We start from the raw sequence: 22620 nt of genomic DNA, 5'->3' as shown, positions 1-22620 counted from the left end.
CATCGGGGGCCCGAGCCGTGGTGTCATCCGCGCTGTCGATCCGTCCACTCGGAAATGTCATTCGTCCAAACCCGCCATCCGGCGCATTCACCGGCCCGATCGTTGCCGAACCCGTCCTGCCTTTGCTGCGGATGGCTGATCTGCCTGTCTTCGCAGTTGTGTTCCCTCTGCAGATAGAACGCAAGCGTTTACAGACAATCGTCCCGCCCTCTTTCGCATTGCGGCATGACATCGCTGCACGTCCAAAATGTGGCGAATGGGTTGACGCTTTATGACGACGCCACAAATTTGCTGATCTCCGGATGGGCTGTTTGGGCACAAAAAGCGTGTCTGTCACCGTGAAACAGGATTTTGCCGGTGCTGAGATAGATCACCTCGTCGGCAAGCCGCATCACCTCTCCCGGATCGTGGGTGACAAGCACGATGCTGGCGCCGGTTTCCTGGTGCAGACCGGACAAGAGGTCCGCCATCGCCAGTCGTAATCCCGGATCAAGCGCGGCGAAGGGTTCGTCCAGCAGCAGAAGGGGCCGCTGCCGTACCAGTGCCCGTGCAAAGGCTGCCCGCTGCCGTTCGCCCCCGGAAAGCGTGCCGGGCTTGCGGCCTTCGTAGCCGGCAAGTCCGACCCGCTGCAGGGCTGCTGAGATGCGTGTCCGGTCCTCTCCGGTGAGTTTCAGGGCCGGATGTACGCCAAGTCCGATATTGGTGAAGAGATCCAGATGGGCAAACAGGTTGTGATCCTGGAACACCAGCGAGAGCGGCCGGGCACCGGGATGGAGGCGCGTCACATCCTGTCCGGCCAGCCGCACCCGCCCCGCATCGGGCATCTCGAAGCCGGCAATGAGGTTGAGAAGCGTGGATTTTCCGGAGCCGGATGGGCCGGTGACAGCGGTGATCCGTCCGGCCGGGATGCGGCCATCGAAGGCGAAGCGGATATCGCCGAGGGCGAGGCGCACACCGTCCAGTTCGACCGCGGCGAGATTTTCCGTCGCAAGCGCGGTTTGTTTTGGCTGTGCGGTCATGGCTGTCTCCTTTGGCCGGCCGTGCCGAGCGCCGTCAGCGCCAGACAGAGAAGACCGAGCAGCAGCGCCAGACCATCGGCATCCTGCGTACGATAGCTGCCGAGCCGGCTATAGACCAGCCAGGGCAGCGTGACGAGATCCTGCGAGCCGAACAGGGCGACCGCGCCGAGATCACCAAGCGACAGCGCCATGGCGAAAGAAAGCGCCATCAGCATCGGCCGCGCCAGAATCGGTGCATCGACCAGCCGCAGCCGCGCCAGTCCCGTCACGTTGAGGCTCGCAGCCAGCCGGGTGGTGCGGAGCCGGTGGCTTTCGAAGGCCGGCGCCAGAACGCGCATGACAAAGGGCAGCGCCATCAGCATGTTGATGGCGGCGATCAGCAGCGGTGCCACCCGCGCCACATCCGCATGCGGCCTGATGAGCAGAAACCAGCCGGTGCCGAGCACCACCGGCGGCACCAGCAGAACGAGAGAGGAGAGGGCGGAGAGGGCTCTGCCGAACACGCGAAGCACAGGCGAGGGGTGGCGTCGGTCGGCAATCGCGGCCTGCGCCGTGAGAATGCCGCTTGCCGTCAGAAGCGACAGCAGGCCTGCGGTCAGTGCAATGGCAAGGCTGGTCAGCAGCGCCTGGTGGAAGGCGGGCAGGCTGATCAGCCTCAGCAGATCCGCCTTCAACCCGGCGGCAGCGATCGCGCCGAGCGGCAGGACGAGAAACAGCGTGGCGAGCAGGATCGCCAGCGTATCCATGATCCGGCTCCCGAACCCCTCTCCATCGAAGCGACGCGGTATGCGGCCTTCGCCGCGGCTGCCTTCGGCGGCGGGCAGGCGGCTCAGCACCGCCAGCACCAGCCCGGTAAGCGCAATCTGCAGCAGGGAGAGCGCGACCGCGCGGGCCGGATCGAAATCGAAGCGCAGGGACTGGTAGATCGCCACCTCCAGCGTGGTTGCCGCCGGGCCGCCGCCCAGCACCAGCACCAGCGTAAAGCTCGTGGCGCAGAGCATGAAGATCAGTCCCGCCGCGCCCGGCAGCACCCGCGCCAGCGCCGGCAGTTCCACATGGCGCAGCAGGGAGAGACGCCCCAGACCGAGGCTTGCCGCCAGCCGCCAGTCTTCCGCCGGCACGCGCTCCAGCCCCGCCAGCATAAGACGGCAGGCGAGTGGCAGATTGAAGAAGACATGCGCCAGCAAAATGCCGGAGAGACCGTAGATGTTGACGGGATGATCGACTCCGGCGATTGCCAGCAGCCGGTTGACGAGGCCTTGCCGGCCAAAGATGCCGATCAGGCCGAGTGCGCCGATCAGGACAGGCAGTCCCATCGGAACTGCCATCAGCCGGAGAATCCAGATGCGACCGGGAAATGCGGCGCGTCTTGCAAGCGCCAGCGCAACAGGCAGCGCCAGCGCGACCGACAGCAGTGTGGAGAGAGTGGCCTGAAGCAGGGTGAAGCGCAGCAGGCTCAGGGTATAGCTGTCGAACAGGGTGCCGGCAGAGGAGGCCGGCGCGAGGGCAAGGAGAGCGCCGGTCGGAAGCGTCACGAGGCCGCCGATGGCGGCAAGGCTTGCACCGCCCGCCGCCAGTCCGCGTCTCACCTCACCGGTGCCCAGCATCACTGCCTCAGTTCATGCTCATGGCGGCAAGCCATTCGCGAATCCAGCCCTGCCGGTTCCTGGAGACCTCTTCCGGGCTCATCAGGAAGGTTTTCGAGGGCGAGACGAGCTTGCCGAAGGCCTCCGGCAGCGGTTCTACCGTTGCAGCCGCCGGCATCATCCAGTTGGTGGTCGGGATGATCGACTGGAAGGCGGGCGACAGCGTGAAGGCCAGGAACTGTTGTGCCAGTTCCTTTTGCCTGGTGGCTTTCAGCAGGCCGGATACCTCGATCTGGATGTAATGGCCTTCCTCGAAGCGGGCCGCCTGATAACGGTCGGTCTTTTCCTCCATCACGTGGTAGGCGGGCGAAGTGACATAGGAGAACACCATCGGCACTTCGCCTTTGGTGAACAGACCATAGGCTTCCGACCAGCCGGGCGTGACGGTGAGAATGCGGCCGCGCAGCTTTGCCCAGGCCTCCGGCGCCTTGTCGCCATAGACGGACTTCACCCACAGCAGCAGGCCGAGCCCCGGGGTAGAGGTGCGCGGATCCTCGATCGCAATCTTCTGCGACGGATCGCCTTCGACAAGCTCCTTCAGGCTTTTCGGCGGCGTCTTGATCGTCTGGGTGTCGTAGACCACGGCGAAATGGCCGTAATCATAGGGAACGAAGACCGGATCGGAAAAGCCGCCGGGCACCTTGGCCGCCGCCGTATCAATGCCGTGCTCGGCAAACAGGCCGGTCTCCCTGGCTTCCTGAACGAGGTTGGTGTCGAGTCCGAGCGCCACATCCGCGTTCGAGGAGGTGCCCTCCAGCTTGAGGCGGGTCAGAAGCGCCACGCCATCGGCCACGGATACGAAATTCAGCGTACAATTGCAGGTCTTCTCGAAGGCGGCCTTCACCTTGGGGCCGGGGCCCCATTCGGCGGTAAAGCTCTCATAGGTATAGACGGTGAGAACGGGCTTGTCCGCGGCCATTGCGGGCAGCGAGACGGACAGGGCGGCAAGCGCCGCGAAGGCAAACGAATGGATCTTGCGCATCAGCGCCTCCTTGGTTCTATGACACGGGGAATAGGCGCTGGTTGCGAGCCGTCTAATCCCTCCGCCGGTGTTAACCGGATCAGGTTCCGCGAGTTGGCTGCAAAGCCTCTCAGCCGCATGATGCGGCACCCCGTTAGAGCAGGCGAAGATGTAGCGGGGACGGGGCGGCTTGGCAAGCGGCCCCGGCGGGGACGCAGGCGTCAGGCCCGGTGATGCGGGAAAACCTGCAATTCGCGCGGTACGGCCGCCAGGCCGCCGACGCGGCTTGCGATGGCATAATCCACCGCCTGTTCCACCACATGCGGCATGACCGGTTTGGTGAGCACGCCAAGGGTGCGACCCGTGTCTCCCCCCAACTGTTCCGGATTGGCGGTCATGAAGATCACGGTGACGCCGAAGCGTTGCGACAGTTCACGGCCGATCTCCGGGCCGGTGGCGCCATCGGACAGGTTGATGTCCACCAGCGCAATATCCGCGAAGGGAGCGAAATCGAGGGCATTGTCCCGACCGCTGGCAAAGCCCGTCACCGTCAGCCCCATGGTCTCGATGGTATCGGCAAGATCGAGGGCGATCAGGAACTCGTCCTCGACAATCAGTACTCTCTGTTTCATGGCTGCCCTGTCCAGCCGACGACGCACGACATGTGTCGACATGGGAGTCTCCCGTTGAGCTTCTGCCGGCCCCCTGTGTTGCAGGCTGTCCGGTTGCGGATCGAACGGGTTCATGCGGAATTTGTTCCGCAGCGTTACGCGGGACGCGAAGAGTAACGCTTTGTTAAGCTTTTGAATTCCTTGGGTTCAGCCTTCCAGCTCTTCCCGCAGCATTTCAAGCTCCAGCCATTCCTCTTCCATTTTCGCCAGCTTTTCCCGCAGCGTCTCCATCTCGGCGGCAATGCGGTTGAAGCTGGCGGGGTCCTTGGCGAAGAGGTTGGGGTCGGCCATTTTCGCCTCGCGGGCGGCAATCTCGGCTTCGGCCTTTTCCATCTCCTTCGGCAGGTTTTCCAGCGCGAATTTCTGCTTGTAGGAAAGCTTGCCGCGCGCCTTCGGAGCCTCGGCCGTCGCACCTGCCGTGGCGGCGGCGGTCTCCGTCCTGGCTTTCTCGGCGCGGCGCTTCTCTTCCAGCGCGCCCTTGCGCTGCGCCATCATGTCCGTATAGCCGCCGGCATATTCGATCCAGCGGCCGTCCGGTTCATCCGGGCTGGCGGGAGCGATGGTGGACGTCACGGTACGGTCGAGGAAATCACGGTCGTGGCTGACGAGGATGACGGTGCCGTTATAGCCGGCGACGATTTCCTGCAGGAGGTCCAGCGTCTCGATGTCGAGATCGTTGGTCGGTTCGTCGAGGATCAGCAGGTTGGACGGCTTTGCCATGATCCGCGCGAGGATCAGGCGGGCGCGTTCGCCGCCGGAGAGGTTCCTGATCGGGGTGCGCATCTGTTCAGGCTGGAACAGGAAGTCCTTCATGTAGCCGGCCACATGGCGCTGCTCGCCATTGACCAGCAGGCTCTCGCCGCGGCCGTCGGTCAGGTAGTGGCTGAGCGAATCCTCGGGGTTGAGGTCTTCGCGCTTCTGGTCGAGCGTGGCGATCTCCAGATTGGTGCCGAGCTTGATCGTGCCGCTGTCGGGATCCATCTGGCCGGTCAGCATTTTCAGAAGCGTCGTCTTGCCGGCGCCGTTCGGGCCGACAAGGCCGATGCGGTCGCCGCGATGCACCCGGATCGAAAACGGTGCCACGATCTGCCGCTCGCCATAGCGCTTGGTGATGGCCTCTGCCTCGATCACCAGCTTGCCGCTTTCCTTGCCTTCCGTGGCCGAGGCTTGGATGGTGCCCTGCGGGCCGCGATGGCCGCGATATTCGGCGCGCAGGCTCTGCAGGTTGCCGAGGCGGCGCATGTTGCGCTTGCGCCGCGCCGTCACCCCGTAGCGCAGCCAGTGTTCCTCGCGCTCGATCTGCTTGCCGAGCTTGTGCTGCTCGATTTCCTCTTCCTCCAGAACGCGGTCGCGCCATTCCTCGAAATGCGCAAAGCCCTGGTCGAGACGTCGCGACAGCCCGCGATCCAGCCAGACGGTGGCGGTGGAGACCTTTTCGAGAAAGCGGCGGTCGTGCGAGATGAGCACGATGGCGCTGCGGGTCTTCTGCAACTCGCTTTCCAGCCATTCGATGGTCGGCAGATCGAGATGGTTGGTCGGCTCGTCCAGCATCAGGATGTCGGGTTCGGGCGCCATCACCCGGGCAAGGGCCGCGCGGCGCGCTTCGCCACCGGACAACTGGCGGGGATCCTCCTGGCCTGTCAGTCCCAGATGGTCGAGCAGGTAGGTGACGCGGTAGGGATCGTCGCTTGGGCCCAGCCCTGCCTCGCAATAGGCCTGCACCGTGGAGAAGCCGGCAAAGTCAGGGGCCTGCTCCAGGTAGCGGATGGTGGCGGAGGGATGGCGGAAGACCTCGCCGGACTGCGCCTCGACCATGCCGGCGGCGATCTTCATCAGCGTCGATTTGCCCGAACCGTTGCGGCCGACAAGGCAGATCCGGTCGCCCGGCTCCACCTGAAGATTGGCGCCGGCCAGAAGCGGAGTACCGCCGAAGCTCAGCCGGATGTCGTCAAGCTTGAGAATGGGAGGGGCCATGGTGTTGCGTCAAGCTCCGGTGAAATCGTCGGGACGGGCGATCAGAAGGGCGCGGCCCTCTCTCAGGGACAGCGCGATCGCTCCTTCGGCAATGTTGGATATGGTGCGCGAGGAGCCGAATGTCAGCGAAAAATCCTGGAGCGGATAACGCACATTGGCAAGGCTAAGGCCTTCCAGTGCCGAAAAGCCGAGGACGGAAAACAGCGAGCCCTTCGGCAGTTCCAGTTCCATCCGGTCGCCGCCGATCAGCGGATAGGCCTCTTCCTCGCCGGAGGTCAGTACGACCTCGAAACCGTCCTCGGCAAGGCTGATGCCGTGCAGGTAGTGCTGCAGGGCGTGATCCGAGCGCTCACCGCTCAAGGCGCCGATGAGGATCAGGCGTCTGGCGCCGCGATCGATGGCTTCCGCCACCGCGATTTCGCCATCGGTTGCCGCCTTGTTGGCGGGGTAACGGTGACGTTCGACCCGCGACCACTGCGCGGCGAGCGCGGCATCGGTCGAATCGAAATCGCCGACCCACAATTCCGGAGAAAGGCCGAGCAGGCTTGCATGGCGGATTCCGCTATCGGCGGCAATTACCCGGCTGCCGGCGATCAGCGCCATGAGGCGCTCGGTTCGCTTCAGATGGCCGCCGAGAAGGATGGTAAAGGATGAGGTGTTCATGCCCCTGCCCTTAGCGCATCTTCCGGCAAAAGCAAAAGGCCGATGCGAGCATGGCAAACAGCAAAAGCGGTGAACCCCGAGGGATCGTGGTTCACCGTCTGGCCTGCCTCAGCGCTTCTTGGGAGCGGCGGCGTCGGCGTTTTTCATCTGCGTGGTAAAGCTGGTCACCGGGGCCGTGGACGGCTTTGCCTTGTCCTTCTTCGGCTTGCGGACTTCGCGGTTGGAGCGGACTTGACCCTTGGCCATGGTGTTTTCCCTTTCTGGATCCGTGCGCGCAACCTGAGGCTTGCGCGGCGGAGGATGATGTCTGGTGCTGTTCAGGCGGCGGGTCGCTGGTTGTCGTGCCAGGACAATCGTGGCGCGGGCCATGTTCGCAGGCCGGCGCTTGCAGGTCAGCCGTCGTTGTGTCGAAGAGATCATGCTCTTCGCGGGTGCCGGTCGTCGGCCGGTGCCTGCGTCGAAGCATCCTTGGATGCCAGACACAGCGTGACAGAACGTGGGCCGAATACAAGCGGATTTCCGCTCATCCTGCTACGGTGTCGGATTCCGTCCATGCGCCATGCGCCATGCGTCCCGTCGTGCCGCTTGCGAAACCAGGGCCGTCTCTTTACCGTCCTGTCTTGCAGAGCATGCAAGCGGGAAGAGAGATGCAGTTTACCGGAACGGCCGATTACATTGCCGACAAGGACCTGATGGTGGCGGTCAATGCCGCAATCCGGCTGGAGCGCCCGCTGCTGGTGAAGGGCGAGCCCGGCACCGGCAAGACGGAACTGGCCCGCCAGGTGGCGGCAGCACTCGGCCTGTCCATGATCGAGTGGAACGTCAAGTCCACCACCAAGGCGCAGCAGGGGCTTTACGAATACGATGCGGTGTCTCGCCTGCGCGACAGCCAGCTCGGCGATCCGCGCGTCAACGAGGTTTCGCATTACATCCGCCGCGGCAAGCTGTGGCAGGCCTTTGCCGCAGAGACAAAGGTGGTGCTGCTGATCGACGAGATCGACAAGGCCGATATCGAGTTTCCGAACGACCTGTTGCAGGAACTCGACCGCATGGAGTTCCACGTCTACGAGACCGGCGAGACCGTGCGCGCGAAAGTGCGCCCGATCGTCATCATCACCTCCAACAACGAGAAGGAACTGCCGGACGCCTTCCTGCGTCGCTGCTTCTTCCACTACATCCGCTTTCCCGATGCCGAGACGCTGTCGCGCATTGTCGAGGTGCATTATCCCGGCATCAAGCAGCGGCTGGTGCGTGCGGCGCTGACCCGTTTCTACGAGATCCGCGAGATGCCGGGTCTCAAGAAGAAACCTTCCACCTCCGAGGCGCTGGACTGGATCCGGCTGCTGGTTGCCGACGATGTTGATCCCGACGATCTCGGCGTCGACGTGAAGACCGCGCTACCAAAACTGCATGGCGCTCTTTTGAAGAACGAGCAGGACGTGCACCTGTTCGAGCGCATGGCCTTCATGGCGCGGCGAGAGCGCTGATGGCCGACGCAGTCAAGGTTCTGATCTACGCCGTCTGGGATGGCCGGTTGCTGGTGTTTGACGAGCCGGATTTTCCCGAGGTGCCGCTGCAGGTGCCGGGCGGAACCGTCGAGGCCGGGGAAGATCCTGCACAGGCGGCGGCGCGCGAGTTTTTCGAGGAAACCGGGCTTGAGCCCGCTTCCCACCCTCAGCCGCTGTTCAGCCATGACTACCGTTTTGTGCGGGATGGGCGGCCGATCACGCACCGGCGGCATTATCTTCATCTGCCGCTCTCAGGCCCTTTTGCCGAAAGCTGGCTTCACTGGGAGGAGACGCCGTTCGACGGAAGTCCGCCAATCCGTTTCCGCCTGCACTGGATCGCCTTGAGCGAGGCGCCTCGAAGGCTCGGGCTTGGCATGGGCGATGCGCTCTTTGCGCTGCCGCCAGGACACGGCATTGCGTCCTGATTGACCTTCGCGACAGAACAGCCTATTTAAGCATTTCATCGTGGTGATTTGGCCGGCCGGCTTGCAGCCACGTTAAACAAGTCGCTAAAGGGCCGCGAGAAGACATGTAAGCTTCCCCGGACCGGTTGCGATGTATCGCCACCGGTTTTTTTGTTTTTGTCGAGTTCGAACCATGCCGATCAAGATTCCCGATACCCTGCCTGCCTTCGAAACGCTGGTGAACGAGGGCGTGCGGGTGATGACCGAGACGGTGGCCGTGCGGCAGGATATCCGCCCGCTGCAGATCGGTCTGCTCAACCTGATGCCGAACAAGATCAAGACCGAAGTACAGATGGCGCGCCTTGTCGGTGCCTCGCCGCTGCAGGTGGAGTTCTCGCTGGTGCGCATCGGCGGCCACAAGGCCAAGAACACCTCCGAGGATCATCTCCTGTCCTTCTACGAGACCTGGGAGGAGGTGAAGCACCGCAAGTTCGACGGCTTCATCATCACCGGCGCGCCGGTGGAGACGATCGACTATGAAGAGGTCACCTACTGGGACGAGATGCAGCAGATCTTCGACTGGACACAGACCAATGTCCATTCGACGCTGAATGTCTGCTGGGGCGCGATGGCTGCCATCTACCACTTCCACAAGGTGCCGAAGCATGCGCTGAAGGAGAAGGCGTTCGGCGTCTATCGTCACCGCAATCTCTGCCCGTCCTCCATCTATCTCAACGGCTTCTCCGACGATTTCCAGGTGCCCGTCTCGCGCTGGACGGAAGTGCGCCGTGCGGATATCGAGACGGTGAAGGGCCTCGAGATCCTGATGGAATCCGAGGAGATGGGCGTCTGCCTCGTCCATGAGAAGAAGGGCAACCGGCTCTACATGTTCAACCATGTGGAATATGATTCCACCTCGCTCGCGGACGAATATTTCCGCGACGTGAATGCCGGTATTCCCATCAAGATGCCGCACAATTATTTTCCGCATAACGATGCCTCGCTGCCGCCACAGAACCGCTGGCGCAGCCACGCGCATCTTCTGTTCGGCAACTGGATCAACGAGATCTACCAGACGACGCCGTATGATCTGGAGCAGATCGGAACCCTCTGAAGGACGAGCCCGTGTTCATTCCCTTCTTCCTTGCGCTGAAGGATGCCAGGATCCCGGTGACGCTGCGGGAATTCCTGGATCTTCTGGCGGGGATGGAGGCGGGGCTTGCCGATTTCGACGTGGAGGCCTTCTATTTCATGGCGCGTGCCGCGCTGGTGAAGGACGAGCGCCATATCGACCGGTTCGACCAGGTTTTTGCCCAGGTCTTTCGCGGGCTGTCCGCCGTCTCCGGTGCCGAGGGCATGGAGACGCAGGCGCTGCCGGACGACTGGCTGCGCAAGCTTTCCGAAAAGCACCTGACGCCCGAGGAGAAGGCGCTGGTCGAAGCGCTCGGCGGTTTCGACAGGCTGATGGAAACGCTAAGGCAGCGTCTGGCAGAGCAGAAGGGGCGCCATCAGGGCGGCTCGAAATGGATCGGCACGGCCGGAACCTCGCCCTTCGGCGCCCATGGCTACAATCCGGAAGGCGTCCGCATCGGCCAGGACACCTCCCGCCATCGCAAGGCGGTGAAGGTATGGGACAAGCGGGAGTTCCGCGATTTCGACGATGCCCGCGAGATCGGCACCCGCAACATCAAGGTGGCGCTGAAGCGTCTGCGTCGCTGGGTGCGCGAGGGGGCGGCCGACGAACTGGACCTGCCCGGCACCATCCGCTCCACCGCCGAACAGGGCTATCTCGACGTGCGCACGCGGCCCGAGCGGCGCAATGCGGTCAAACTTCTGATGTTCTTCGACGTCGGCGGCTCGATGGATGATCACGTGATGGTGGTGGAGGAACTGTTTTCCGCCGCCCGCGCCGAGTTTCGCCATCTGGAGCATTTTTACTTCCACAACTGCCTTTACGAGAGCGTGTGGCGCGATAACCGCCGTCGGTCCGAGCGGCTGCCGGTTACCGACCTCTTGCGCAGCTATGGGCCCGATTACCGGGTGATCTTCGTCGGCGATGCGACCATGAGCCCCTATGAGATCACCCAGGCGGGTGGTTCCGTCGAACACTGGAACAAGGAGCCGGGGGCCGCGTGGATGGCGCGCATCACCGGCCATTTCCGCCGGGTTGCCTGGATCAATCCGGTGCCGGAGGCGCATTGGGAGTACACCCAGTCGCTCGTGCTGATGCGCCGCTTGCTGGAGGAGCGGATGTTTCCGCTGACGCTGGAGGGGCTTGATCGCGCCACCCGGCAGCTGTCCCGCTGAGCCTTTGTTTCGCATTGCCAAGGGCCCGGAAATGGCGCAGTTTGCGCCCGCTTCGGAGCGAAAACAGGAAGGCAGACATGACGACGCAAGGCGAGATCTTCGGCACCACTCCCAAGGGCGAAACGGTTTACCGGGTGAAGATTTCCGGGGGCGGGCTGACGGCGCATGTCATCACCTGGGGCGCCGTGATCCAGGACCTGCGTCTTGAAGGCCATGACGCGCCACTGGTGCTCGGCTTCGACCATTTCGATGATTATCCGAAATATTCCTCCTATTTCGGCGCCACCCCCGGCCGCGTTGCCAACCGCATCGGCAAGGGCCGGTTCACGCTGGATGGCAAGAGCTACCAGCTCGACCTCAACCAGAACGGCGACACGCACCTGCATGGCGGCAGCGACGGACTTGGCAAGACCAACTGGACGATCGTCGCCCATGCCGAAAACAAGGTGATCCTGCAGGTGACCGATCCTGATGGCCGTGGCGGCTATCCCGGCAACTGCACGGTAACAGCGACCTATGAGCTGAAGGCGGATGGCGTTCTCAACGTCCTTTATGAAAGCGTGACCGACCAGCCGACGCTCGCCAATATCTGCCAGCACACCTATTTCAACCTCGATGGTCGCGATGACGTTCTCGGCCATGACATCATGATTGCCGCCGACCATTACCTGGAACTGGATGAGCATCAGGTGCCGACCGGCACGCTGGTGCCGGTTGCCGGCAGCGCCATGGATCTGCGTGAACTCGGGCCCGTGCGCCGCACCGGCCCGGATGGCGGCCAGGTGGAATTCGACCATAACTTCTGCCTGTCCGGCGAGCGGGTCGAGAAGCGATCGGTCGCCCTGGTGCGCAGCGTCAATTCCGGTGTCACGCTGGAAGTGCGCACCACCGAGCCCGGCGTTCAGCTCTATGCCGGCTTCAAGCTGAAGCCGACGGTGCCGGGCCTTTCCGGCAAGCTCTACGGCCCCTATGCCGGGCTTTGCCTCGAAACGCAGATCTGGCCGGATGCCATCAACCATGCGGGCTTCCCGAATGCCGTGCTGCGGCCGGGCGAGGTTCTGCGCCAGGAAACCGACTACGTCTTCTCCAGAAGCTGATCCAAAAACGCTTCGCCCGCTCGTTTAGCCATGTTCGCAACGGACTGGCGAACCGGCGGGGCCGCTGTCATCCCGGTGACGCCCCGGCCTTCCGTGGCGTCATCTGCCCGTTTTGCCGCTCCCGTCCCCGGATGTTTCGCATGCCCGCGCCAAAGCCTGCCTTCAACAGCCTCGTCCATCGCATTTCCCCGCCACCGGTGCCCTCCGTGCAGGCCTGGGCGCGCGCCTATGGCGGGGCAAAGGGGCCGCTGATCGATCTCTCGCAGGCGGTTCCCGGCTATCCGGCCCATCCGGTGATGCTCGAACTTCTCGGTCAGACTGCCGCGTCGCTTGCCTATACCGGCTATGGTCCGATCGAGGGAGAGCGAAAGCTGCGCGAGACCTATGCCGCCCATGTTGCCGACCTCTATGGTGCGGCGCTTGTGGCGGAGAACATCCATATTACCTCAGGCTGCAATCAGGCCTTCATCTGCGCGGTCATGGCGGTGGCGGGCGCCGGCGATACGGTGCTGATGACCGAGCCCTATTACTTCAACCATGAGACGACGCTCGCCATGCTCGGCATCGGCACCCGCTTCGTCGCCTGCCGCGCCGAAGACGGTTTTCTGCCGCGCGTCGAGGCTGTGGCCGCGGCGCTGGATACCGGTGTGAAGGCTTTGGCGCTGGTCTCGCCCAACAATCCGACTGGTGCGGTTTATCCTCCGGACCTGCTGGCAGCCATTGCCGATCTCTGCCGGGAGCGCGGCGTCTGGTTGATCCTTGACGAGACCTATCGCGATTTCCTGCCCTCGGCGGGCGAGGCGCCGCATGCTCTCTTTCGTCGGGATGGCTGGCAGGATTTCGTTGTCTCGCTCTACAGCTTCTCGAAAAGCTTCTGCATTCCCGGCCATCGGCTGGGCGCCATCACGGCCGGTCCGGCTTTCATCGCAGAGGTGGCGAAGATCATGGACAATCTGCAGATCTGCGCGCCGCGTGCCGCCCAGGCGGCTGTCGAACAGGCTCTGCCGCGGCTTGCCGGCTGGCGGGAAGAAAACCGGCTGGAGATCCTGAGACGGGCCGAGGCGCTGAAGGATGTGATGGCGGGGCTGCCGGACTGGCAGCTGGCCGCCGTCGGTGCCTATTTCGCCTTCGTCCGCCATCCCTTTGCCGGTGTTTCCTCCGCGACGGTTGCCGAGGCGCTGGCGAAAAGGGCGGGTGTCTCCTGCATTCCGGGCGGCTATTTCGGCCCGGATCAGGAAGGCTATCTGCGCTTTGCCTTCGCCAATGCCGATGAAGAGGGCATCCGGGCGCTGTCGGCGCGTCTGGACGGCTTCACGCTCTGATCAGGCAAAGATCGAGGCGGCGAAGAAGATGATCGCCTTGACGATGGCATAAAGCACGCCCGCCACGAGAAACAGCGAGGCGATGCCGATCAGGATGCCGAGTACCACCCAGACGCCATCCTTTTCGAGAATGCCGAAGGCCATCACGCAAAGCGCCACCGCCGGCAGCATGTTGCCGAGCGGGATGGGCAGAGCGAGTATGATCGACAGAACGAGGCAGATCACACCGATCGCCCGCTCCATGGCGGGCTGCGACAGGGCCGCATAGCGCGGCCTCAGCATGCGCTCCGCCTTCATGATCCACGGGCTTGCCTTGTCGATCATCCCTGCGAAATCACTGCGCAGCATCGAGCGTCCGGCAATCAGCCTGGGCAACCATGGTTTCTGGCCGATTGCCATCTGCAGGCTGAGAAACACGAGCGGAATGCCGAGGATCGCCGAGGTGCCGGGCGGCGTTGGAATGGTGTTCGGCATGGCGAAGATGAAGATCAATGCGCCGAAGGCGCGGTCCTTCATGATCTCCAGCAGATCCGCCACGGAGATGCGGGTGCGCGTCTCGTCGTCGGCAAGTGCGCGAAGGATGGTGGAAAAGCTGTCCTGGCGGCCGTTTGGGGCCGGTTCGGCATCATCGTTGTCGGGCATCGATGGTTGGGAAATCAGAGCCATCGATCACTCAACGGATAAGGATGGGAAGCACGATGCGGTCATGGGAAATGGCCATGCCATAGAAACATGGCCATTTCGTTACGTCAGGGAGGATCAGAAGAAGGATTCCTCTTCCATGCCCATATCGTCGGCACCGCTATCGGCGGCTCCGGTGTCGGAGGCCGCCGGTTCTTCGGCAGCCTGCGCTTCGTCACCGCCGAGCATGCCGGCAATCGCATTGCCGAGCAGCACGCCGCCGGCCACACCCATTGCCGTCTGCGCTGCGCCGGCCAGGAAGCCGCCGCCGCGGGCGGGCTGGCCCTGACCGAAGCCCGGACCGAAACCCTGGGCCTGACCGTAACCGGGCGCCGCACTATAACCCGGCGCCTGCTGGCCCCAGGGATTGCGGGGGCCGGCCTGCGGCTGGCCGGGCATGCCGGACGTGGTTGCCATGCCCTGCGGCTGGCTGCGCTGGACGGCCGGCTGCGAGGCGCTGCCGAACAGGCTGGAGAAGAAGCCGCCACCGGACGCCGGGCGGCTCGCCAGCTGGTGCTCCAGCTGCTCGATCCGCGCCTGCGCCTCGTTCAGCGCCTGTTCCTGCACAACGATCGTCTGCGCCATGAAGTAGGGTGCACCCGGCTGGGCGGCGATGCGATCACGGATGAAGGCATCCGCTTCCGTATCGCGCGGGCCGGACTGGCTCTCCACGCGGGAGAGCTTGCCGAACAGACCCTCGATCGCCTGGCGGTCGTTGTAGTCCATGGGTTGTTTCCTCCTTCGGATAGATATGGACCGGGTTTACTCTTCGCGCTGGCCGGTAAGGCTCAGCAGCAGCTGGAAGATGTTGACGAAGTTGAGATACAGCGAGAGCGCACCGAACACGGCGAGCTTCTGCTGGCTCTCCTGGTCAAAATTCTCGGCATACTGTTCCTTGATGTTCTGGGTGTCCCAGGCGGTCAGGCCGACGAAGACGAAGATGCCGATGACCGAGACCGCGAACTGCAGGGCGCTGGAGCCGAGGAAGATGTTGACGATCGAGGCGATCATCACGCCGATCAGGCCCATGATCAGGAAGGAGCCGAACTTGGCGAGGTCCCGCTTCGTCACATAGCCATAGAGGCTGGTGGCGCCGAACATGGTGGCGGCGATGAAGAAGGTGCGGGCGATGCTGGCGCCGGTGAACACCAGGAACACCGAGGCGAGCGACAGGCCCATCACGCCGCAGAAGGCCCAGAAGGTCATCTGCGCGGCCGAGGCCGACATGGTCTGCAGCTTGAACGAGAAGAAGAAGACGAAGGCGAGCGGCGCCAGCATCACCACCCACTTCAGCGGGCTGGAGAAGATCGGCACGTAGAGCGCCGGCGTGGTGCCGACGATGAAGGCCACGATGCCGGTGATGACAAGGCCGAGGCCCATGTAGTTGTAGACGCGCAGCATGTGCTGGCGCAGGCCTTCATCGAAGGCCGCCTGCGACTGGATCGCCGGATTGTATCCGAAGCGGGGGTTCATGATGTGCTCCTCAGGTTACTCAGTAAAGCGAACGGGCGAGGCGTTCGGCCTCTCCCTTCAGGTTGACGGCATCTTCGGCGTGGGAGACCAGCGCATAGGCCACCTCGCCGATCTGCCAGTAGGACGCCTGCACGTCGCCTTCCCTGGCGATGGCGACCGGCATCACGGCAAAGCTGCCGGGACGCACGGCAAACAGGGACAGGCGAATATCGGCATCGCGCGTGATGGCCATTTCCACGCTCGGCCCGAAGGCGGAGGGGAAGACCTGCACGTCGCTGACCTTCCAGTCCTTCGGGATCTCCGGCATCACGATCGCGGTGGCGGAGCGGATCTCCGCCGGGTCGTATTGCGGTGTTTCCTTCTGGGACGGCATGGTTTCTCGCAGCATCGCGGTGCCATGCGCGCGCAGCGCCTCTTCCACGAAGGCGGGCGGCGGCACGGAGGCTACCACCTCCGACACCGTCAGCGGGCCAAGCTGGTGGCTCAGCCCCCAGCCGACGGCAATCAGCGCCACGGTGGCAGCCAGCCTCTGGAGCGAGCGAAACAGGCGGCCGCGCGCCAGCGCGCTCTGCAGCCGGCGGGCGGCTTCGCGCGTGTCCGGGCGACCGTGCCGCTGATGGCCCTCGGCCAGCGCCAGCCGCAACTCGCCCTTGATGGCCAGATCGGCCATCACGCGGGCGGCGATCTCCGGATGTTCGGAGAGATAGGCTTCCACCGCGATGCGGCGACCGGCATCAAGCTGGTCATCCACATAGGCTTCCAGATCGGCGGACTGGATCGGGTCAACGGGTGTCATCGCGGCCCCCTTCTATGATGGTCAGATGGCTGCCTGCGGCTGGCAGGCGACGGCCGTTTTCTTCGAAGGCGCGCAGCCTTGCGCGGGCGCGCGACAGGCGCGACATCAGCGTGCCCACGGGGATGGACAGCGCATCGGCCGCCTCCTGGTAGGACAGGCCCTCGATTGCCACCAGATGCAGCGCATCGCGCTGCTCGTCCGGCAGGGCAAAGAAGGCCTCGCGCAGCTGCCTCAGACGGATCGACTGATCCGGATCGGCATGATGTGCGGTTTCGCCGAGATCTGCCGCGGCCTGGTGGCGTGCCTCCGTCGAGCGCTTGCGGCGCAGGCGGTCGATATGCGTGTTGTGAACGATGGATAGCAGCCAGTTGCGCAGGTTGGCGTTGGTGCGGAAGGTGCCCTTCCGCTCGTAGGCCTTGACCAGCGCGTCATGCACCAGATCTTCCGCATCGTCCGGATTGCGGACGAGCGAACGGGCGTAGCGCCTCAGCGTCGCCAGCTGGTTCAGAACATCGAAGGGGTGCTTCTTGTCGCTCATGCCCCAGTATACGGATCAGACCCTCACTCTATTCCGCAGCCCGAGCGATTTTTTTGAAAAAAGAATCAGCCGGGCGGCGGGCCGACGTAACGGGCGCGCGGGCGGATCAGCCGCTCGTCCTCCGTCTGCTCCAGCGCATGCGCGATCCAGCCGGTGGTGCGGGCGATGGCGAAGAGCGCCAGCGCCGAACCGCGCGGCAGGCCAAGCCTGCGGCGCAGCGCCACCAGCGCCACGTCGCAGGTCGGCCGCAGCCCCGCCGTCTCCTCCATCACGGCGAGCAGATCCGCCGTCAGAGGGTCGGCAGGCAGATGGGGAAGGATGCCGTCCGCCCGCGGGTCGCCGTCGGGATAGAGCGGATGGCCAAAACCCGGCATGCCATCGCCGCGTCGCAGGCGGGTTTCCACCACCTCGGCCGCATCGCCCTCCCGCTCCACCTCGTCGAACAGCAGTTCCACGAGGCTCGTCATGCCGCCATGCCGCGGGCCGCTCAGCGCAGAGAGCCCGGCATTGAGGCAGGCGCCGAGCGAAGCGCCGGTGGAGGCGGTGACCCGCACGGCAAAGGCGGAGGCGTTCAGCTCGTGATCGGCCTGCAGCACCAGCGCGCGGCGGATGAGATCGGCGCCTGCGGCATCAAGTCCCCAATGGTCGGCCAGATGGAGATGCACCGGGCGCCCGTCCGGCTGGCGCGCGAGGCAGGCGGCGGCCATGCTGCGGGTCAGCGCCGCGGCGCCCGGCCAGAGCCTTCGGGACTCGCGTTTCCAGGCCGTGGCGCGGCCAGCCGCCACGAAGGGCATCAGCGCCTGGCAGCGTTCCGTCAGCGGCAGGCTTTCGGTGGCGGCAAGCAGCCCGTCGTTCCAGCCCTGCGGCTCCGCCTTGGGGTCGCGGAACGGATCGGCCTCGCCGCAATCCCATAAAAGCCGGGCGATGTCTTCCAGGCTGGCCTGCTCGGCGAGCAAGAGCGCATCCTGGCCACGATAGAACAGCCGGCCATGCTCGATCAGCGTCACCGAGGAGGAAAGTACCGGCAGGCCGAAGTCGAGGGCATTGGCGGCAGCCTCCTTCGGCCGCCGTCCGACGTTCTTGCGCTTCTTCAGCTGTTCGATGTCGTGGATGCTGTAGAGCCGGCGGCGCGGGTCTTGATCGGTGCCCGTCGTCTGGATCAGGCCACGGCTGACATAGGCGTAGAGGGTGGCGCGGCTGATGCCGAGGGTCACGGCGGCACCTTCGGCATCGAGGAACTTGTCGGGCTGGGTCATGATCGATCTGACATTGATTGGATGAATCAAGATTGACCATATATGTGCAGCGCAACATGCTCAAGGCCTTCATCATCCCGAGGAGACTTGCCATGAGCCCATCCGCCGCGTTGACCCCCGTTCTGGCCGCCGAGAGCCCCGCTCCCGGCCTCGACAACGTGATCGCCGCCGAAACCCGTCTCAGCCATGTGGACGGACAGGCCGGCGAACTGATCATTGCCGGCCATCACCTGCAGCAACTGGCCGGTCATCGGTTCGAAGAGGTGCTGGAACTGTTGTGGAGCGGTCTTGTGCCGCAGCCGCTGTCCGCCGGCGAGATCGCTGCCCGTCTCGGCAAGGCGCGTGTGCGCGCCTTTGCGTTGATGCAGCCGCTGTTGCCGGGGCTGGCGCATCTCAGCCCCGTCGAATCGCTGCGGCTTCTGCTGGCGGCGCTGCCAGACGACAGCGCCGAGCCGCATCATGTGCTGGCGGTGGCTGCCGTGCCCGTCTTTACCGCCGCCATTATCCGCCAGGCGCGCGGCCTGCCGCTGGTGGCGCCGGACGCCGCGCGCTCCCACGCCGCTGATTTCCTGGCGATGCTGCGCAACGAGCCGCCGGCAGACGACAAGGTCCGGGCGCTCGACACCTATCTGGTGACTGTCTCGGATCACGGCTTCAACGCCTCGACCTTTGCGGCGCGCGTGATCGCCTCCACCAAGGCGGGGCTTTTCTCCTCCGTCGTCGGCGGTCTCTGCGCCTTGAAGGGGCCGCTGCATGGCGGGGCGCCGGGTCCGGTGCTCGACATGCTGGATGCGATCGGCACCGAGGCCCGCATCGTGGACTGGCTGACGGACTCGCTCGATCGTGGCGAACGGCTGATGGGGTTTGGCCATCGCATCTACCGCGTGCGCGATCCGCGCGCCGATGTGCTGAAGGAGGCGGTGTCTGCGCTGAAGGATGGCTCCGGCCGCATCGCGTTTGCCGGGAAGGTCGAAGCCGCGGCCCTTTCGCTGCTGCACGAAAGAAAGCCGCTGCGGCCGCTGCAGACCAATGTGGAGTTCTACACCGCGCTGCTTCTGGAGGCGGTCGGCTTCCCGCGTGACAGCTTTACCAATGTGTTTGCCGCCGGCCGCATGGCGGGCTGGACCGCGCATGTGCTGGAGCAGGAACTGACCGGTCGCCTGATCCGGCCGCAGTCGCGTTATGTGGGCCCGATGCCGGCGTGAGGAATGAATCGCAGGTGCGGGCGCGCAAGCGCCCGTACGGCCGCAATCCGGAATGCGCCAAAGCCCCGAAGGGCTTCATCTTCCAAACGTCAATGTCATGATTTTCTGGAAAATGGAGCGGGCGAAGGGATTCGAACCCTCGACCCCAACCTTGGCAAGGTTGTGCTCTACCCCTGAGCTACACCCGCTCATCATTCCGTCGGTTCGGGGTAGTTCGCTGAACCGCGGGTCGCTGCGTTGCGGCGACGGGGGCTATATGGCCCAACTCATTTTTGAATGCAACAGGGAAATGACAGGATTTTCAAAATTCCGGATTTTTTCTCGCAAATAACTGAATATAATAGATAAAATTTGGAGCCTTCTCTTCCCCGTCTGTCTGGGGCTCATGAAATGCCCAAGGCGAACGCCTTCGCGGAGGTGTTGGAAAGTGCCGCAGGCCGGCTTGTGGTCCGGCTGTTCCGCTTCCTATAATCGGGCTCTCCGATCCTGATCCTCCGGCGCTTGCGCCCCACCGAAAGTCCCGTTTCCCGCCATGACAGAGACCGTTTCCCAGGCCCCGAACTCTGATGCCCCGAAGACCGCGCAGGACCTGTTCCGCTTCCTTGATGATCTCGGTATCAGCCATTCCACGAAGAGCCACCCGCCGGTGTTCACCGTGTCGGAATCGGAAAGCCTGCGCGACGAGATCCCGGGCGGTCACACCAAGAACCTCTTCGTCAAGGACAAGAAGGATCGTTTCTTCGTTCTCACGGTGGAGGAGCGGGCGAGCGTCGATCTGAAGAGCGTGCACAAGGTGATCGGCGCCTCCAGCCGCGTCTCCTTCGGCAGCCCTGAAAAGATGCTGGACTATCTCGGCGTCATTCCCGGCTCCGTCACCGTGTTCGGTGCCCTCAACGACACCGGCAACAACGTGACCTTCGTGCTGGACGAAGACCTGATGAGCCACGAGATCATCAACGGTCATCCGCTCTCCAACGATGCCACCACTTCGATCGGCCGCAACGACCTGATCCGCTTTCTCAAGGCCACCGGACACGAGCCGCTTGTCTTGAAAGTCACGGGCTGACATACGATCTTTGCCAGCAGACGTCACAGACAGAAGAAGCATCCCCGGGAGACATCCATGAGCAGCGGCAGCAACAATCCCTATGGCGGTTCCTACGGCGGCCAGATGAGCGGCAAGATGAGCTTCGGTTCGGCCTCCCCCGGCGCCGGTGCAGCCGTTCAGGCGTCCGGCGGCCACATCAAGGATACGACGACTGCCGCCTTTACCAAGGACGTTCTCGAGGAATCGCGCCGCCAGCCGGTTCTGGTGGATTTCTGGGCGCCCTGGTGCGGCCCCTGCAAACAGCTGGCGCCGGCGCTGGAAAAGGTCGTCAACGAGGGCAATGGCCGCGTCAAGCTGGTCAAGCTCAATATCGATGATCATCCGTCGATCCCCGGCCAGCTCGGCATCCAGTCGATTCCCGCCGTCATCGCCTTCGTCAATGGCCGCCCCGTCGATGGCTTCATGGGGGCTGTGCCGGAAAGCCAGATCCGCCAGTTCATCGACAAGGTCGCCGGTCCCGCCGGCGCCGATCAGGCGGCCGAGATCGAGGCCGCGCTGGAGGAAGCCCGCGCGCTGCTCGACGGTGGCGATCTCGATGGCGCCGCCCAGCTGTTTGCCGCGGTCCTGCAGGCCGATCCCGAAAATCCGAAGGCGGCGGCTGGCATGATCGACTGCCTGATCACGCTCGGCGAAATGGCACGCGCCCGGCAGATGCTGGAATCGCTGCCGCCGGAAGTGTCGTCGCAGGCGCCGGTGCAGGCCGTGGCCCTGAAACTGCAGCAGATCGAGGAAGCCCGCAAGCTCGGCGATCCCGTTGCGCTCGAACATGAACTTGCGCTGCATCCGGATCACCACGAATCGCGCATGAAGCTCGCCAAGATCCTCAATGTCGAGGGCCGGCGTGACGAGGCAGCCGAGCATCTGCTGCTGATCATGAAGACTGATCGCACGTTCGATGACGATGGAGCCCGTCGCCAACTGCTGCAGTTCTTCGAAGCCTGGGGGCCGAAGGACCCGGCGACCATTTCGGCCCGCCGCCGCCTGTCCTCCATCCTGTTTTCCTGATGAAGGCCGAGGCGTCCCGCTAGGCTTGTGAAACGGAATGCCGGCACCACATATAGGATGCCCTGTTCCGGTGCATCTTGAAGGGGAGGAAGCCCATGCATGTCGGCAATGCGAGATATGTGAAGCGTGAAGATCTGCCGGAAACCGTGCCGGTCTTCCCGCTGAGTGGGGCGCTGCTCCTGCCGAACGGCCAGTTGCCGCTCAACATCTTCGAGCCGCGCTATCTCGCCATGTTTGATTCAGCGCTTTCCGGTAGCCGGCTGATCGGCATGATCCAGCCGGCGCTTGGCGAAAACGGTGAGGGCAGCCGTCCGGCGCTGAGCCCAATCGGCTGCATCGGCCGCATCACGTCCTTTGCCGAAACCGGCGACGGCCGCTACATCGTTTCGCTGAGCGGTGTCTGTCGCTTCCGCGTGATGGAGGAAGTGGGAGAGGGGCATCCCTTCCGCACGGTACGCTTCATGCCCTTCCTGTCGGATCTTTCCGGCGAGGATGACGAAACGACGGTCGACCGTCAGCAATTGCTGCGCGTGTTCCGCGCCTATCTCGATGCCAACCAGCTGGAGGCGGATTGGGAGGCGGTGGAACGGGCCGGCAACAGCACGCTTGTCAACTCCCTGTCGATGATGTCGCCCTTCGGTCCTGCCGAGAAGCAGGCGCTGCTGGAGGCGCCGGATCTCAAGACCCGCGCCGAAACGCTGGTGGCGATCACTGAGATCCACCTTGCCCGCGGGTTCGGCGATTCCGACACCATTCTGCAATAGGCAAGGGTGAGGCGCGCCATGGACGAAAAGCTATCCAAGGTCGATCCGAAGCTGCTGGATCTCCTTGTCTGTCCGCTCGGCAAGGGGCGTCTGACGCTCAATCGCCAGACCAACGAACTGATTTCCGAAAGCGCGCGTCTCGCCTATCCGATTCGCGACGGTATTCCGATCATGCTGGTGTCCGAGGCGCGCCGCATCGAGGATTGATCGAGGTGCGCCCGG

At 64.0% G+C, this 22620-nt stretch carries 24 protein-coding genes, 1 tRNA gene and 2 riboswitches; of the genes, 11 read left to right on the top strand and 14 right to left on the bottom strand.

Annotated elements, in window-relative coordinates:
* Positions 1-269: 269 nt before the first annotated feature.
* From FNA46_RS16385 to FNA46_RS26100, 7 genes are all read right to left on the bottom strand, one after another.
* Positions 270-1019, bottom strand: a complete 750-nt coding sequence (locus FNA46_RS16385; protein ID WP_143126277.1) for a thiamine ABC transporter ATP-binding protein — start codon at positions 1017-1019, stop codon at positions 270-272.
* Entirely contained in the window at positions 1016-2626 is a 1611-nt protein-coding gene (locus tag FNA46_RS16380; RefSeq protein ID WP_143126276.1) for a thiamine/thiamine pyrophosphate ABC transporter permease ThiP, read from the bottom strand. Before FNA46_RS16380 ends, FNA46_RS16385 begins: the two co-directional genes overlap by 4 nt.
* A 7-nt stretch (positions 2627-2633) precedes the next feature.
* Entirely contained in the window at positions 2634-3647 is a 1014-nt protein-coding gene (thiB, locus tag FNA46_RS16375; RefSeq protein WP_143126275.1) for a thiamine ABC transporter substrate binding subunit, read from the bottom strand.
* A gap of 39 nt (positions 3648-3686) precedes the next feature.
* A riboswitch (TPP riboswitch) is annotated at positions 3687-3790 on the bottom strand.
* A 57-nt stretch (positions 3791-3847) separates the two neighbouring features.
* A complete protein-coding gene (locus FNA46_RS16370; RefSeq protein WP_143126274.1) occupies positions 3848-4300 on the bottom strand; it encodes a response regulator in 453 nt (150 codons plus the stop codon).
* 144 nt (positions 4301-4444) lie between these two features.
* Complete coding sequence (locus FNA46_RS16365; protein ID WP_143126273.1) at positions 4445-6271, bottom strand: ABC-F family ATP-binding cassette domain-containing protein; 1827 nt, start codon at positions 6269-6271, stop codon at positions 4445-4447.
* Positions 6272-6280: 9 nt separating this feature from the next.
* Positions 6281-6934 (bottom strand): thiamine diphosphokinase, encoded by a 654-nt coding sequence (locus FNA46_RS16360; protein ID WP_143126272.1) that lies wholly within the window; start codon positions 6932-6934, stop codon positions 6281-6283.
* Positions 6935-7042: 108 nt separating this feature from the next.
* Positions 7043-7180, bottom strand: coding sequence for a hypothetical protein (locus FNA46_RS26100; RefSeq protein ID WP_185969882.1), 138 nt, complete (start codon positions 7178-7180; stop codon positions 7043-7045).
* 401 nt (positions 7181-7581) lie between these two features.
* Between FNA46_RS26100 and FNA46_RS16355 the strand changes: the two genes are divergently transcribed.
* The 6 genes from FNA46_RS16355 (at position 7582) to FNA46_RS16330 (ending at position 13572) form a co-directional block, all read left to right on the top strand.
* Complete coding sequence (locus FNA46_RS16355; protein WP_143126271.1) at positions 7582-8421, top strand: AAA family ATPase; 840 nt, start codon at positions 7582-7584, stop codon at positions 8419-8421.
* A complete protein-coding gene (locus FNA46_RS16350) occupies positions 8421-8867 on the top strand; it encodes an NUDIX hydrolase (RefSeq protein ID WP_342782394.1) in 447 nt (148 codons plus the stop codon). Before FNA46_RS16355 ends, FNA46_RS16350 begins: the two co-directional genes overlap by 1 nt.
* A 30-nt stretch (positions 8868-8897) precedes the next feature.
* Positions 8898-8975: riboswitch (SAM riboswitch) on the top strand.
* 64 nt (positions 8976-9039) lie between these two features.
* Positions 9040-9960 (top strand): homoserine O-acetyltransferase MetA, encoded by a 921-nt coding sequence (metA, locus tag FNA46_RS16345; protein WP_143126269.1) that lies wholly within the window; start codon positions 9040-9042, stop codon positions 9958-9960.
* An 11-nt stretch (positions 9961-9971) separates the two neighbouring features.
* The gene (locus FNA46_RS16340) at positions 9972-11153 is read left to right on the top strand and encodes a vWA domain-containing protein (protein WP_143126268.1); all 1182 of its coding nucleotides are present in this window, start codon (positions 9972-9974) and stop codon (positions 11151-11153) included.
* Between the two features lie 77 nt (positions 11154-11230).
* Positions 11231-12250 carry an aldose epimerase family protein gene (locus FNA46_RS16335; protein WP_143126267.1) on the top strand — a complete coding sequence of 340 codons (1020 nt, stop codon included), beginning with the start codon at positions 11231-11233 and terminating at the stop codon, positions 12248-12250.
* Positions 12251-12390: 140 nt separating this feature from the next.
* Positions 12391-13572, top strand: coding sequence for an aminotransferase (locus tag FNA46_RS16330; protein WP_143126266.1), 1182 nt, complete (start codon positions 12391-12393; stop codon positions 13570-13572).
* Here the strand turns inward: FNA46_RS16330 and FNA46_RS16325 are convergent, their stop codons facing one another.
* The 6 genes from FNA46_RS16325 to FNA46_RS16300 all read right to left on the bottom strand — a co-directional run bounded on the left by FNA46_RS16325 (position 13573) and on the right by FNA46_RS16300 (position 18316).
* A complete protein-coding gene (locus FNA46_RS16325; RefSeq protein WP_210245892.1) occupies positions 13573-14238 on the bottom strand; it encodes an exopolysaccharide biosynthesis protein in 666 nt (221 codons plus the stop codon).
* Between the two features lie 93 nt (positions 14239-14331).
* The gene (locus FNA46_RS16320; protein ID WP_143126265.1) at positions 14332-14979 is read right to left on the bottom strand and encodes a DUF2076 domain-containing protein; all 648 of its coding nucleotides are present in this window, start codon (positions 14977-14979) and stop codon (positions 14332-14334) included.
* 36 nt (positions 14980-15015) lie between these two features.
* Complete coding sequence (locus tag FNA46_RS16315) at positions 15016-15726, bottom strand: Bax inhibitor-1/YccA family protein (RefSeq protein ID WP_143126264.1); 711 nt, start codon at positions 15724-15726, stop codon at positions 15016-15018.
* 19 nt (positions 15727-15745) lie between these two features.
* Positions 15746-16522 carry an anti-sigma factor family protein gene (locus FNA46_RS16310; protein WP_143126263.1) on the bottom strand — a complete coding sequence of 259 codons (777 nt, stop codon included), beginning with the start codon at positions 16520-16522 and terminating at the stop codon, positions 15746-15748.
* Positions 16509-17060, bottom strand: coding sequence for a sigma-70 family RNA polymerase sigma factor (locus tag FNA46_RS16305; RefSeq protein WP_143126262.1), 552 nt, complete (start codon positions 17058-17060; stop codon positions 16509-16511). Before FNA46_RS16305 ends, FNA46_RS16310 begins: the two co-directional genes overlap by 14 nt.
* A 65-nt stretch (positions 17061-17125) precedes the next feature.
* Positions 17126-18316, bottom strand: a complete 1191-nt coding sequence (locus tag FNA46_RS16300; protein WP_143126261.1) for a citrate/2-methylcitrate synthase — start codon at positions 18314-18316, stop codon at positions 17126-17128.
* 92 nt (positions 18317-18408) lie between these two features.
* Here FNA46_RS16300 and FNA46_RS16295 point away from each other — a divergent pair, with 92 nt between their 5' ends.
* Positions 18409-19521, top strand: coding sequence for a citrate synthase/methylcitrate synthase (locus FNA46_RS16295; protein ID WP_143126260.1), 1113 nt, complete (start codon positions 18409-18411; stop codon positions 19519-19521).
* A 113-nt stretch (positions 19522-19634) separates the two neighbouring features.
* Here the strand turns inward: FNA46_RS16295 and FNA46_RS16290 are convergent.
* Positions 19635-19709 (bottom strand) — tRNA-Gly (locus tag FNA46_RS16290).
* Positions 19710-20053: 344 nt separating this feature from the next.
* Between FNA46_RS16290 and FNA46_RS16285 the strand changes: the two genes are divergently transcribed.
* From FNA46_RS16285 to FNA46_RS16270, 4 genes are all read left to right on the top strand, one after another.
* Entirely contained in the window at positions 20054-20587 is a 534-nt protein-coding gene (locus tag FNA46_RS16285; RefSeq protein WP_143126259.1) for a prolyl-tRNA synthetase associated domain-containing protein, read from the top strand.
* Between the two features lie 57 nt (positions 20588-20644).
* A complete protein-coding gene (gene trxA / locus FNA46_RS16280; protein ID WP_143126258.1) occupies positions 20645-21634 on the top strand; it encodes a thioredoxin in 990 nt (329 codons plus the stop codon).
* Positions 21635-21729: 95 nt separating this feature from the next.
* Positions 21730-22398: an LON peptidase substrate-binding domain-containing protein gene (locus FNA46_RS16275; protein ID WP_143126257.1), complete on the top strand. Its 669-nt coding sequence runs from the start codon at positions 21730-21732 to the stop codon at positions 22396-22398.
* A gap of 18 nt (positions 22399-22416) precedes the next feature.
* Positions 22417-22605, top strand: coding sequence for a Trm112 family protein (locus FNA46_RS16270; RefSeq protein WP_143126256.1), 189 nt, complete (start codon positions 22417-22419; stop codon positions 22603-22605).
* The last annotated feature ends 15 nt before the right edge of the window (positions 22606-22620 follow it).

This window comes from Affinirhizobium straminoryzae (assembly GCF_007004135.1).
In the GTDB taxonomy this organism is placed as follows: Bacteria; Pseudomonadota; Alphaproteobacteria; order Rhizobiales; family Rhizobiaceae; genus Neorhizobium; species Neorhizobium straminoryzae.
The sequence above is the reverse complement of the archived record's forward strand: the minus strand, read 5'-3'. Positions and strand labels throughout refer to the sequence as shown.

What these genes read in the sequence shown, in the direction of transcription:
- FNA46_RS16275 (WP_143126257.1), top strand. Translation starts at nt 21,730, where the DNA reads ATGCATGTCGGCAATGCGAGATATGTGAAGCGTGAAGATCTGCCGGAA.
- FNA46_RS16385 (WP_143126277.1), bottom strand. Translation starts at nt 1,019, where the DNA reads ATGACCGCACAGCCAAAACAAACCGCGCTTGCGACGGAAAATCTCGCC.
- FNA46_RS16310 (WP_143126263.1), bottom strand. Translation starts at nt 16,522, where the DNA reads ATGACACCCGTTGACCCGATCCAGTCCGCCGATCTGGAAGCCTATGTG.
- thiB (WP_143126275.1), bottom strand. Translation starts at nt 3,647, where the DNA reads ATGCGCAAGATCCATTCGTTTGCCTTCGCGGCGCTTGCCGCCCTGTCC.
- FNA46_RS16300 (WP_143126261.1), bottom strand. Translation starts at nt 18,316, where the DNA reads ATGACCCAGCCCGACAAGTTCCTCGATGCCGAAGGTGCCGCCGTGACC.
- FNA46_RS16305 (WP_143126262.1), bottom strand. Translation starts at nt 17,060, where the DNA reads ATGAGCGACAAGAAGCACCCCTTCGATGTTCTGAACCAGCTGGCGACG.
- FNA46_RS16355 (WP_143126271.1), top strand. Translation starts at nt 7,582, where the DNA reads ATGCAGTTTACCGGAACGGCCGATTACATTGCCGACAAGGACCTGATG.
- FNA46_RS16330 (WP_143126266.1), top strand. Translation starts at nt 12,391, where the DNA reads ATGCCCGCGCCAAAGCCTGCCTTCAACAGCCTCGTCCATCGCATTTCC.
- FNA46_RS16365 (WP_143126273.1), bottom strand. Translation starts at nt 6,271, where the DNA reads ATGGCCCCTCCCATTCTCAAGCTTGACGACATCCGGCTGAGCTTCGGC.
- FNA46_RS16315 (WP_143126264.1), bottom strand. Translation starts at nt 15,726, where the DNA reads ATGAACCCCCGCTTCGGATACAATCCGGCGATCCAGTCGCAGGCGGCC.
- FNA46_RS16270 (WP_143126256.1), top strand. Translation starts at nt 22,417, where the DNA reads ATGGACGAAAAGCTATCCAAGGTCGATCCGAAGCTGCTGGATCTCCTT.
- FNA46_RS16360 (WP_143126272.1), bottom strand. Translation starts at nt 6,934, where the DNA reads ATGAACACCTCATCCTTTACCATCCTTCTCGGCGGCCATCTGAAGCGA.
- FNA46_RS16320 (WP_143126265.1), bottom strand. Translation starts at nt 14,979, where the DNA reads ATGGACTACAACGACCGCCAGGCGATCGAGGGTCTGTTCGGCAAGCTC.
- FNA46_RS16335 (WP_143126267.1), top strand. Translation starts at nt 11,231, where the DNA reads ATGACGACGCAAGGCGAGATCTTCGGCACCACTCCCAAGGGCGAAACG.
- FNA46_RS16285 (WP_143126259.1), top strand. Translation starts at nt 20,054, where the DNA reads ATGACAGAGACCGTTTCCCAGGCCCCGAACTCTGATGCCCCGAAGACC.
- FNA46_RS16370 (WP_143126274.1), bottom strand. Translation starts at nt 4,300, where the DNA reads ATGTCGACACATGTCGTGCGTCGTCGGCTGGACAGGGCAGCCATGAAA.
- FNA46_RS16295 (WP_143126260.1), top strand. Translation starts at nt 18,409, where the DNA reads ATGAGCCCATCCGCCGCGTTGACCCCCGTTCTGGCCGCCGAGAGCCCC.
- FNA46_RS16350 (WP_342782394.1), top strand. Translation starts at nt 8,421, where the DNA reads ATGGCCGACGCAGTCAAGGTTCTGATCTACGCCGTCTGGGATGGCCGG.
- metA (WP_143126269.1), top strand. Translation starts at nt 9,040, where the DNA reads ATGCCGATCAAGATTCCCGATACCCTGCCTGCCTTCGAAACGCTGGTG.
- FNA46_RS16325 (WP_210245892.1), bottom strand. Translation starts at nt 14,238, where the DNA reads ATGGCTCTGATTTCCCAACCATCGATGCCCGACAACGATGATGCCGAA.
- FNA46_RS16380 (WP_143126276.1), bottom strand. Translation starts at nt 2,626, where the DNA reads ATGCTGGGCACCGGTGAGGTGAGACGCGGACTGGCGGCGGGCGGTGCA.
- FNA46_RS26100 (WP_185969882.1), bottom strand. Translation starts at nt 7,180, where the DNA reads ATGGCCAAGGGTCAAGTCCGCTCCAACCGCGAAGTCCGCAAGCCGAAG.
- trxA (WP_143126258.1), top strand. Translation starts at nt 20,645, where the DNA reads ATGAGCAGCGGCAGCAACAATCCCTATGGCGGTTCCTACGGCGGCCAG.